Source organism: Pedobacter psychrodurus, assembly GCF_032678585.1.
In the GTDB taxonomy this organism is placed as follows: Bacteria; Bacteroidota; Bacteroidia; order Sphingobacteriales; family Sphingobacteriaceae; genus Pedobacter; species Pedobacter psychrodurus_A.
The window spans coordinates 34,457-45,026 of record NZ_JAVTSN010000054.1; the positions used below are offsets into that span (position 1 = coordinate 34,457).

Genomic DNA, 10,570 nt, shown 5'->3' on the forward strand with positions numbered 1-10,570 from the left:
GGAACTCCCCTCATAATATAGGAGGGGCAGGGGTGGTTAGGAGATAAAAATCAGCTATCCATGCATCTCCCCTACCAAAACTTAATCAGCATGAGCAAGATGTAATAGAACAGTTTTTTATGGTCGGTGAGACACCGACCAATATAGAAAACAAAAAAACCAACAATCAAACTCAAGTTCAATTGTTGGTTTTAAATTATTTATTTAGGCGCAATGCAAGGAGCTCCAAAAGCCAAACGCCGGCTCCAAACTCAAAGCTATCCTTTCATAATCGAATGGCCCATTTTATCCCTTTTTGTGGTTAAATAACGTTCGTTATGTACGTTACTGGCAATTTCGATCGGAATATTTTCTACTACTTCTAAACCGTAACCAATTAAGCCTGCTCTTTTGGTTGGGTTGTTGCTCATCAAACGCATTTTAGTAACGCCTTCTGATCTCAGGATCTGTGCGCCTACACCATAATCGCGTTCGTCGCCTTTAAAGCCCAATTTAATGTTGGCTTCTACGGTATCGAAACCAGCATCCTGTAAGTTGTACGAACGCAATTTATTGATCAGTCCGATACCCCTTCCCTCCTGGTTCATATACACCACAATTCCTTTACCCTCTTTTTCGATCATCTCCAAAGCTTTGTGCAACTGAGGTCCACAATCGCAGCGGCATGAGCCGAAAATATCACCCGTTACACAAGAACTGTGTACACGGGCCAAAATAGGTTCGTCTGCTGTCCAGGTGCCTTTAGAAATGGCAAGGTGCGTTGCATTATTATCCAGCTGGGTATAAGCAGTCATTTTAAAATCGCCCCAAGCTGTAGGCAAATCAATCGTTACCTCCTGTTTTATCAGGCTATCCATGGTTAAACGGTAAGCAATCAAATCTTCTATCGAGATGATTTTTAACTGGTGTTGTTCGGCAATTTTAAATAAATCCGGGAGTCTCGCCATTTCGCCATCTTCCTTTAAAATCTCTACCAACAAACCTGCAGGTTTCATTCCGGCCAAACGCGCTAAATCTACGGCAGCTTCGGTATGACCAGCACGGCGGATTACACCGCCATCTTTGGCGATCAATGGAAAAATATGGCCTGGTCTGCCCAGCTCTTCAGGGTTGGTTTTAGGATCTACCAAAGCCAGCATCGTTTTAGAACGGTCGCTTGCCGATATACCTGTGGTACAACCATGACCAACAAGATCTACCGAAACGGTAAAATTAGTTTCGTAAGCAGCGGTATTCTTACCCACCATCAGGTCCAGGTTTAGTTCCTTGCAACGTTCTTCAGTTAGGGGGGCGCAGATTAATCCGCGACCGTAAGTAGCCATAAAATTGATGATCTCGGGCGTTGCATTTTCGGCAGCCGTTAAAAAATCACCTTCATTCTCTCTATTCTCGTCATCTACAACAATAATCACTTTACCAGCTTTTATATCTGCGATGGCCTCTTCTATTGTGTTTAATTTTGTTTGCATTTTATCTAGCATTATGGGGCAAATCGTGCTTAACGTGCATTAAAATCAATTTATGCAGCAACGATAAACCTGTACAAATGTACAACCTTATTAAGCATTATTTGGATTAAAATATCATCTGTAAGTAAAGGAAACGAGGGCTATTTCTCCTTCTTTTTAAACACTTTAAGGATTAGCTGTTTGTAATAGTTTACGTCAAAAAGTGCCGAATCAACCGTGGCTTTATAGGTTAAAAAGGCAGCCAGTGGCGACAGTACGATTACGGCAATCCACATCCCGAAAATCGGGTTCAGGTTTCCTTCGCGGGCTGATTTTTCGGCCACGGTGGTAATAATGTGATACACCAGGAAGAAACAGATGGCCACTACAACGGGCAGGCCCATCCCTCCTTTTCTGATGATGGCGCCTAAAGGTGCACCGATAAAAAACAGGAGGATACAAGAAGCCGCCAGGGTAAACTTACGCTGGTATTCTACGGTGGTAAAAATGATTTCACCCGTTAAATCGGTTTGGCGCGGACCCCAGTTGGGTACCTGCTGCATAATACTGGCCACCACATTGGTTGCATTGTCCAAAGCCAGCTTCCGCGAGCCATTCGGGATGCTTTTCAACATCACATCATCGATCGTTTTCGGTGCAGCTTTTATTTTGGTATATCCCTTAGTTACATTAAACTGTTTAAAGTTGCTGGTGAGGTTGGCAATGGTTCTTATTTTCAAGGTATCCAGCTGCTTGGTAAGCGAATCGCGTTTTTTGGTAATCCCCTTTAGGTTTAACATGGGCGTGCTATTGCCAAAAGCATTGGGATCGGTACTGCTCTGGTTAAAAGAAGAAAGATCGAAACGGGGTTCTGTTCCCTTAAAACGGTTCCGCGTAAAAATCTGTCGTGGGTTGTACATGCCGTTTTTCGAAGGCTGTTCTTCATACTGAACCCCATTTTTGAGGTTAAGCACCAAAAACTTCCCATCGGTTGTTTTACCCATTTTACCCTCTTTGGCCAGGATGATTTTAGGGATCCCGTTATTCTCCCGATGATCGTAAATCATGATGTTGTGCAGAGTACCGTCTTCTTCTTTTGAATCGACACGGATGGCATAACCCGGAATGGCATTGTTAAAAACGCCCGGTTTAATCAAAAAGGACAGTTTTTTGTTCCTGATATCATATAAAAGGGAGCCGAATTTTAAATTGGCTTTGGGTAGCATGTAATTGGAAAAAAAGAAGGAACCTATGGTAAGCATCAGGATCACCACAAACAGCGGTCGCATGGCCCTTTGCAACGATATACCTGCCGATTTAATGGCCACGAGCTCATAATTTTCGCCCAGCGAACCAAAAGTCATGATGGAAGAAAGCAGCACCGATAGTGGCAGCGCCATAGATACATTGGCGGCCGAAGCATAATACATCAGTTCCAGAATGGTGTACCATTCGAAACCTTTCCCGATTAAATCATCAATCCATTTAAACAGAAAGAACATCAATAGAATAAACATCATTACAAAAAAAGTTGCAATGAATGGCCTCACAAATGCCTTTATTAACAGAAGATGTATTTTTTTCACCTTACAAAGGTAAACAATGCGTGGATAATTTTATGCACCCAAAACACTAATCAGATAATCGATCTGGTTATCCCAGATTAATTTTTTCTCTGCTAGAAGTTCATCAGTAGTAAAATCGGTGATCGAGAGGGCTACATCATTGGTCAGTTCGTCCTGCACGATTTCCATCTCAAAATAACATTGAGGTTCATCATCCAGCCATTTAAACTTAACCAGTTTATTCTCTTTAATAGAAACCAGCTTTGCCTTTAACTGCTCATCATCCCAGGTAAACGTATATACCTGATCGCGGAAATTTACATCGTCGGCAAACCATTGTGATAAACCGTTAGGTTCACTTATAAAACTATACAATATTCTTGGTGACGATCTAACTTCGTACTCGAGTGTAAATTTTTTCTTTTCTGCCATGTTAGTACACTACCAGGATAATTTCCGGACTATTATTTATTATTATTTTTCTAAAGAAAGGTAATTTATTCTACATCTGCAACAATATAATTTTTATTGGTTTATTGGCTAATTGGGCAGTAGTTTACTGGTGATTAGTTCATTGGTCAATAGTTCATTAGTTCAATGTCAGTGGTTCATTGGTCATTGGTTCATTGATCAATAGCTCATGAGTTTATAGCACATTGCCAAGGTATTTATCGAACGCCGAACCCGAACACATGTCTCATTAACTGGCTTCCCTTTTTCGTCGTCATCCTATAGCTATCGGATCATCGTCCACTTTACATCTCCCATCTTTAACCACAAAGATAACAAAGAGAAGGCGCAAAGCACACAGAGCTGGTGTTCCACTCCATTGTCCATTTTACGTCATCCATCTTTAACCACAGAGATCACAAAGAGAAGGCGCAAAGCACACAGAGCTGGGTTCATTAGTTACTTATATATTTATTGGGCTTATTGATGCCAAACGCCACACTCCAAACCCAAGGCTACTTAAAGGGTAAAGAAAAGGTGAATATGGGATACAGCAGAAGTAAGCCTGGAGATATGTTGATAACCATAACAAGTAATCACCCTTTGAAAATAAGCCAAGAAAATTTAACATATTAATAATACACCACTATCTAATTATATTTGGTTTTATGATCCGATTGGGCTACCTTCGTTTAATCATTATTACGGAGAAAGTATAATTATAACATTTAAAACCATCTATCAGGAATGATGATAAAACCAATTCTTTTTAAAAACAGCACCATTTTTTTTCTATTCGTTTCTTGCCTCTTTTTAGCACAGTCATGCCGTAAGAATAACGATATACCCAATTTACCTGAAAAGACTGACGGCGGAACCAAAAAAGTAACAGCATCATACACTTTTTTACGTAAAGAAATTATAGATTTTAAGGCCTACAGGGGTTCTGACCAGGGAGGTATTGAAGTTTCAAATCAGGAGAAACCTGAATCCTTTTGGAATTCTACAAAATTAGCCGATTACTTTTATAATACATTAACCGTTACAAAAGACAGCATTTCAGAAACACCTTTTGAATATGAGATCAATAATTTCAGATATGAGTTAAGGAAAGATAGTGTTTACCGATGGAACCGATATGCCGATTTCTGGGAATTTTATGGCATCAAAAAAAGCGACACCATAGAACACTATGTGTGCTTTTACAGTTTCCAAAAACATACTCCGCCATCCATGGTTGGAGAAAACGGACACAACTCTGGTGAAGTAAAATACTCCCGATATTTTAACAGCAATCAATATCTCTTTAAAAGCCCCGCAGAGATGAAAAACAGGAATGACGAGATTGCCTGGTATAATATCAAATACATATTCGTTAAAACCAAATAACATTTCGAATTCAGCAAACATTAAAGCCATCTTCACAATGGCGTGCATTGTTTAAGAAAATAACGGAGATTCAAGAGCTTTTATGAGTAGCCCAAACAAATAAAAGCACTGATATAAAAGCTTTTAAAGGATATTTTACATTTAATTTCACTGAAAAGAAATTAAGTCTTATATTTGCAGCTCCAAAAAATAACCATATAAATATTTGTATTACACCACAAATATTTTGACCCGGCGGGGTAGCTCAGATGGTTAGAGCGCAGGATTCATAACCCTGAGGTCGGCAGTTCGATCCTGCTCCCCGCTACCGAAGCGGCAAAAGAGGCATAATTCAGATCCAATTCTGGTATGCCTCTTTGCTTTTTAAGGACAACCTGCTGAAAATAAGCTATATACAAAAACACAAAATTGATTTCCTTGGTTCGAACTTTATCATTTTTCTTATCATAACTTATACCCTTAGGGAATAGTAATGATTGCAATTGTTGCTTAGTATGATAATCACCAGAAACCCACTTAGAAGGCAGTTGAGTGGCATATTCGATCGCTAATTCGACACATTTTACTAGGTTCGAACTTTTATTTGATAGCGTCATTAAATTACGCTCAATTTCATATTTTTCTTGAGAATATTTTTCATGATACTTAGTATAAAGTTCATTACTAACCTCCTCCTCAATATACCTTTCTTCAAGACGATCTACTTTACTTTTAATTTCTCTATAGCTATTCTCCAACTGTATAAGGTCTGTCTCCTTATGTTTAGTTAATTGGTTAAAGGTTGCCACCACTTGATTTTTTATTAATTCTAAATAGTCTTTTGCCGTTTCTATTTTAAAAAATTCCAAAACCCTTTCGAACCTTCTGTTTAAATCATTAGCATTTTTATTATTACAACATGCTTTGGTTTTACACTTATAATAATGAATATTTTTTTTACGTGCTAAATACCCACTTAAAGGCCTACCACATTCAGCACAGACCATAAACCGTTTAAGTGGTATATCTACATTTTCCTCATTGATTGAGAATCCATGTGACAATGTATCTAACAAACCATTAACTTTTAAGAATAATTCTCTAGGAACGAGTTTTTCATGATTTCCCTCAACTACTTTACCTTCCAGCATATTATGAACCATTAAACCACAGTAAAATGGATTCCTAAAAATTTCAGATATCCGCTGATGGATCAATTTTAATCCCCTCAGCGCCAAACGGTCACGAATAACTTCGTTGGAGACATTTTCATAGGCCTTCCACTCAAATGCCTGACGTAATAACCTACCTTTTGCATTGACCACTATCTTTCTTCGATTTCCTGATTTATCAATATCAAAACCAAGAGGGGGACTGGTTGGCCAATCGCCACGTAGCAGCATTTCCCTTATACCTGCTGTACACTTTTGCTTGCGTAACTGGTTGTCAAATTCCCCAAAAAGAAAAAGTAATTTTTGTTGCATCTGACCAGATGCATTTGAAGTGTCAATTGGCTGCGTTACAGAAATAATTTCAATCCCTAACCTCCTGAGTTCACCACTTAACCAAATAGAATTGTCATTTCTAGAAAAACGTTCAAGACTATAAACTAATATGGCGGAAATTTTTCCTTTATATTTTTTAACAAAAGATAACATTGCTGTAAATTGTTTTCTTTCATCATTCTCCGCACTCTCATAGGTACCTCCGAATTGGGCCATGATATCGAAACCAAACTTTTCAGCGTACGACGTACAGGCTTTAAGCTGAGTACCTAGGCTGAGGTTATCAACCTGGTCTTTACCACTCACTCTGGTATAAATAACACATTCTTTACTCCGGGTTACTTGCTTATGTTGTTTTCCCTTGGCGAAAGAATCAAAAAATAAAACATCTGACATATAATAATTTTACCTTAATGTATATCACTTAATATAGTAATAATCAATCGCTTTTTCCATCATCACTCTCTAACTTTTGATGGGCATTAAATACAATAATCGAAAATTTTTTCACAGTTAATATTAGATCTTCTGCTTCATCAACAGTAAAATTTGCGAATAATGGTAGTGACAGAACTTCTTCAACCGTAAGATCGTGGTGTCTTAGAATCATTTCAACAGTTAATTGACTTTCCATACTGATTAAGTTATAGTAGCTAGCTACTTCATTAAAATATTTGTTTCAACAGATAGGATACCATGATATTAAAAAACATCATATACAACAAGACAGGGGACTAAAAGCCCCCTGCATTATTACAAACCTGAATTAGTGATTACCTACCCCGACCCTTTTTTTCTTCGACTTTTGGCTCTATTGCGCCTTCGAGAGCATATTCTTTTTCCTTTTCCTCTTTTAATACCGGTTCCTTGCGGTCTACAGCTTTACTGTAGATCTCCCCTAAATCACGATCATAGAAATCAAGTGTTTTAAACTTAGGATTAGCTGTAACAAAGCCAGTTACTTCCTTTCCATTTTTCATGAAGGATACCTCATGAAGATTACCCCGTTCAAGACTTTTGAGCAACTGATCTTTAAATCCTAGCTTTTCCATGTTAAGTATGTGAAAAGTTTCTACTGTTTCTTTAAGACTAAAGCCATAATTTTTACCATAAGGATCTATTGCGTAACCCTTCTCTGGAGTATGTTCGGTAAAATCTAACTTAAGCCAAAGGTTCGCTTTTTCGCCACTCTTTAAAACAACATCTTTATTTACAGCACGTCCCGACAGCAGGTTATAACTTTCTTTGGCTGTAACTCCTTTCCCTTTATTGATATAAAAGGTCTGCGAAATAAGATCCTTTGTGTCCGCTTTTTTCAGTGTTGCCTCATAGCTATTAAAAAAATACATGTCGGTTTCCTTACTTTTTGAAAAACTAAGTACGTATGTCATCTTATCACCAAACTCCGGCTCATATCTTTTAGCCGGATCTGGCATCTCCTTGGTGGGAGACTGGATTTTAAAGCCCACGGGGCCATGTGCAATTGACTCCTTTAGATCTGCATTAAGAGAATCTCCAAAGCCTAAGTACTTCAATGTATTCTGTAAGTACTCCAAATTATTCTCATTCATAATTGAAAAAATTAAGGTTAAAATTCATTTAATTATTTTGTTTGAACAGGATTATCTCGACACCCCTGATCTGCCGTATCCACGTGAATACTCGTTATTATTGGATATGGCTGAGGTTGTTTCTTCAGGGTTCTTAACCGTAGACTTCTGCGCGGCCGCTGCCTGAAGGGCCTTATGATAATTTTCATTCCGCTCATCTTTCTGCGGCAACAGTCCCCGATCGCCAACCATGGCTTTTAGACCTGTTAGCAGAAGGTAGGATATTCCACCGTCCATCAAAAGAGAGACGACAAGCGCCAACCTATTGGAACGGATTCCATCCGGAGTAGCGCTACTGGCCTGAAAGGTAGTCCCATCAGGCATTTCAATCTGGCGGCCATTGGCATAACGCTCTTTTTGATAAGGTGTTAGTGGTATACCATTCACCATTTCGGGAACGCGTAATCTTGAAGTATCAGTCACAATGAACTCCCTTGTGTCCCAGTCATATTCCACCATCAGTTTTTTATTCTGTCCATTTTCAACGGTTTCTTTGATAAGGTTTGCTTTAAGTCCGGTAATCAGATCATCTGCCTCCGTTGATGAAATAATTTTCGGCGCAATTGATTGTTTGTATACCGGGTGAACTAAAAGCTCCGCTTTTCCATCTGAATTTTTGGCAAGAGAAAGCTTTACGTTCATCTCCTGCACTTCGACACCACTGTGAATGACATTATTTAGCTTGATTAAGCTAGTCCTCATGCCAGAGAGCAATGCATCGATATCGTTCTTGGGAAGATTAATCTCCCCATCCTTAAATAGTCCGAGTTCGCGCAAATCCTCAACAGGAAGATCGCGCACATTCAAATTTGAATACTGCATATGGGTGTATTTAAAAGTTTGGGTTAAATTATGTGGGCAGCAACTGCTGCAATTTTTTGAACTACAGATTCAGATACTGCTCAAGCTCATTATCATTTCTAAAAAGTATATCTGCTAAGAAATAAAGTGGATTGATCGGCAGACCTTTATGCTGCACTGTTAAATGCAGGTGTTCGCCAGTTGTTCTTCCAGTCGATCCGCTTAAACCGATTGGAAATCCCGTATAAAGGTTTTGGTTTACCACACAATATAATTTTGAAAGGTGTGCATAGTAAACTGTATAGTTACCATATTTCACTGTTACGAAGTTTCCCATTATCGGGGTATATCCAACCTTAACAACCTGTCCATCTAGAACAGAACAGACAATTTCATTTTTTGCTGCGATGTCAATCCCTTTATGAAATGATTTTTTTTCGCCGGTAACGGGATGAAGCCTAAAGCCAAATCCAGAATTTAGCTTAAACACTTTAAGCGGAAGTGTCGCATAACAATTTTTAGAAGAAACAGTATCCTGAATGGCCCCGTATCCATTAGCACTGATAAACATAACACTACATAAAACCAGCGACCAATAATTCGATTTCTTTATTGATCCGCAAAAAATTCCGTGTGAGGATTTCTTCCTTCTTTCCTCCAAAATCGTAAAAATCCGGCAGTTCAACATATCCTTCTTCCTCCTTTTTAATTTCTTTGAGATCCAGGTTTATTTTGCAGTTTACAGCTGAGGTTTCATACTCACCCGTATATTTATCATCCGCATCCGTGGCAAGTAACCCCACAAGCTCTCCTGCGCCAAGGGTAGTGATTTTGCCAGCTGGGATTAAAACTTCCAGCTTTTCGCTGATTGATTTCGACACTTTGCTCCTATCGATAGAAATGCTTTCTCCGATCTGTTTCGATTTACCGAAAATTCTTTCCAGCCAGTCAAGCGTTTCTTTGTTCCTCGCCGAACCGGACAGCACATTGCCAACTACGGAAGTGATGGTTGTTGCGGTATCTTTTCCATACTGTTGTTTGAACTGGGGCAATTCCTGCATTCCTATTAATACGGCTACTTTATTGGATCTACCCGTTGCAATCAGGTTCTCGATCCGGTGAACAAAAAGCGTGGGACCTTCATCTAGTAAAATTGCAGAAGGAAGGTTGCCTTTCGAATTAATCAGCCGTGTAAGGCGGTTGATTACCACCGAATAACATGCAGAATTGATATTCTGTGTATTGGGATCGTTAGCCATTACTAAAATTCCCGGAGATTTCGGATTCGAAATTTTTAGATCAAAATCATTCCCGGAAAACACCCAAAATGTTTCCTTTGTAGCCATACGGCTCATAAATATTTTTAGCGTTCCGATCTGTCCCTCCAGCTGATCAAAGGCCTTCGCGGCGAATGCAGACTTAAAAGGTGATAGTAATGAGACCAATTCAGGATTGGTAAAAAGTACTGAAAAAATCTCTTGATAAGAACGGTTTAAAAAAGCCATCACATGTGGAAGACTGGAATATTTTCCGTTTTCATATCTGCTCATAAAATAAATGCATGATGCAAGAAAATTGATTGCTGATTGGGTAAAAAAAGCGTCACTCCCGCTGGCCTTATCGCCTTTTTTTAATGCTTCCACGGTTCCTTCTGCTGTCTCTGAAGCGTCCGCCAACATAGTAATATAATCGCACCGGAATGGATTTATCCTCCGGCTTTTTTCGACATCCGTCAGGTTGATGACATGAAAACTAAAATCCTTCAACAAGCCTTTTTTCTTTCCCTGCAAAAAGTGGTAATATGCGATCTTTGCTAGATCTGG

General features: G+C 39.0%; 10 protein-coding genes and 1 tRNA gene. 2 read left to right on the top strand and 9 right to left on the bottom strand.

The window, feature by feature from the left end:
• Positions 1-257 precede the first annotated feature (257 nt).
• The 3 genes from R2S57_RS26025 to R2S57_RS26035 all read right to left on the bottom strand — a co-directional run bounded on the left by R2S57_RS26025 (position 258) and on the right by R2S57_RS26035 (position 3,445).
• Complete coding sequence (locus R2S57_RS26025; RefSeq protein ID WP_316847847.1) at positions 258-1,469, bottom strand: bifunctional 3,4-dihydroxy-2-butanone-4-phosphate synthase/GTP cyclohydrolase II; 1,212 nt, start codon at positions 1,467-1,469, stop codon at positions 258-260.
• 140 nt (positions 1,470-1,609) lie between these two features.
• Positions 1,610-2,965: an LptF/LptG family permease gene (locus tag R2S57_RS26030; RefSeq protein WP_410479114.1), complete on the bottom strand. Its 1,356-nt coding sequence runs from the start codon at positions 2,963-2,965 to the stop codon at positions 1,610-1,612.
• 99 nt (positions 2,966-3,064) lie between these two features.
• Positions 3,065-3,445, bottom strand: a complete 381-nt coding sequence (locus R2S57_RS26035) for an START-like domain-containing protein (protein WP_055911440.1) — start codon at positions 3,443-3,445, stop codon at positions 3,065-3,067.
• A gap of 765 nt (positions 3,446-4,210) precedes the next feature.
• Here R2S57_RS26035 and R2S57_RS26040 point away from each other — a divergent pair.
• Together R2S57_RS26040 and R2S57_RS26045 are read left to right on the top strand one after the other, a co-directional pair.
• Entirely contained in the window at positions 4,211-4,852 is a 642-nt protein-coding gene (locus R2S57_RS26040; protein ID WP_316847849.1) for a hypothetical protein, read from the top strand.
• A gap of 233 nt (positions 4,853-5,085) precedes the next feature.
• A tRNA-Met gene (locus R2S57_RS26045) sits at positions 5,086-5,159 on the top strand.
• Here the strand turns inward: R2S57_RS26045 and R2S57_RS30610 are convergent.
• The 6 genes from R2S57_RS30610 to R2S57_RS26070 form a co-directional block, all read right to left on the bottom strand.
• Positions 5,119-6,732, bottom strand: coding sequence for a recombinase family protein (locus R2S57_RS30610; RefSeq protein ID WP_090985752.1), 1,614 nt, complete (start codon positions 6,730-6,732; stop codon positions 5,119-5,121). The two genes, R2S57_RS26045 and R2S57_RS30610, sit on opposite strands and share 41 nt — an antisense overlap.
• A 43-nt stretch (positions 6,733-6,775) precedes the next feature.
• Positions 6,776-6,970 carry a hypothetical protein gene (locus R2S57_RS26050; RefSeq protein ID WP_090985754.1) on the bottom strand — a complete coding sequence of 65 codons (195 nt, stop codon included), beginning with the start codon at positions 6,968-6,970 and terminating at the stop codon, positions 6,776-6,778.
• A gap of 139 nt (positions 6,971-7,109) precedes the next feature.
• Complete coding sequence (locus tag R2S57_RS26055; protein WP_090985756.1) at positions 7,110-7,907, bottom strand: hypothetical protein; 798 nt, start codon at positions 7,905-7,907, stop codon at positions 7,110-7,112.
• Positions 7,908-7,958: 51 nt separating this feature from the next.
• On the bottom strand, positions 7,959-8,768 hold the full coding sequence (locus R2S57_RS26060) for a DUF4099 domain-containing protein (RefSeq protein ID WP_090985758.1): 810 nt from the start codon (positions 8,766-8,768) through the stop codon (positions 7,959-7,961).
• Positions 8,769-8,829: 61 nt separating this feature from the next.
• Positions 8,830-9,318, bottom strand: a complete 489-nt coding sequence (locus R2S57_RS26065; RefSeq protein WP_159435272.1) for a M23 family metallopeptidase — start codon at positions 9,316-9,318, stop codon at positions 8,830-8,832.
• Between the two features lie 4 nt (positions 9,319-9,322).
• The coding region (locus R2S57_RS26070) for a type IV secretory system conjugative DNA transfer family protein (protein WP_316847850.1) at positions 9,323-10,570 on the bottom strand (1,248 nt) is incomplete at its 5' end.

What these genes read in the sequence shown, in the direction of transcription:
- R2S57_RS26025 (WP_316847847.1), bottom strand. Translation starts at nt 1,469, where the DNA reads ATGCAAACAAAATTAAACACAATAGAAGAGGCCATCGCAGATATAAAA.
- R2S57_RS26030 (WP_410479114.1), bottom strand. Translation starts at nt 2,965, where the DNA reads ATGTTTATTCTATTGATGTTCTTTCTGTTTAAATGGATTGATGATTTA.
- R2S57_RS26035 (WP_055911440.1), bottom strand. Translation starts at nt 3,445, where the DNA reads ATGGCAGAAAAGAAAAAATTTACACTCGAGTACGAAGTTAGATCGTCA.
- R2S57_RS26040 (WP_316847849.1), top strand. Translation starts at nt 4,211, where the DNA reads ATGATGATAAAACCAATTCTTTTTAAAAACAGCACCATTTTTTTTCTA.
- R2S57_RS30610 (WP_090985752.1), bottom strand. Translation starts at nt 6,732, where the DNA reads ATGTCAGATGTTTTATTTTTTGATTCTTTCGCCAAGGGAAAACAACAT.
- R2S57_RS26050 (WP_090985754.1), bottom strand. Translation starts at nt 6,970, where the DNA reads ATGGAAAGTCAATTAACTGTTGAAATGATTCTAAGACACCACGATCTT.
- R2S57_RS26055 (WP_090985756.1), bottom strand. Translation starts at nt 7,907, where the DNA reads ATGAATGAGAATAATTTGGAGTACTTACAGAATACATTGAAGTACTTA.
- R2S57_RS26060 (WP_090985758.1), bottom strand. Translation starts at nt 8,768, where the DNA reads ATGCAGTATTCAAATTTGAATGTGCGCGATCTTCCTGTTGAGGATTTG.
- R2S57_RS26065 (WP_159435272.1), bottom strand. Translation starts at nt 9,318, where the DNA reads ATGTTTATCAGTGCTAATGGATACGGGGCCATTCAGGATACTGTTTCT.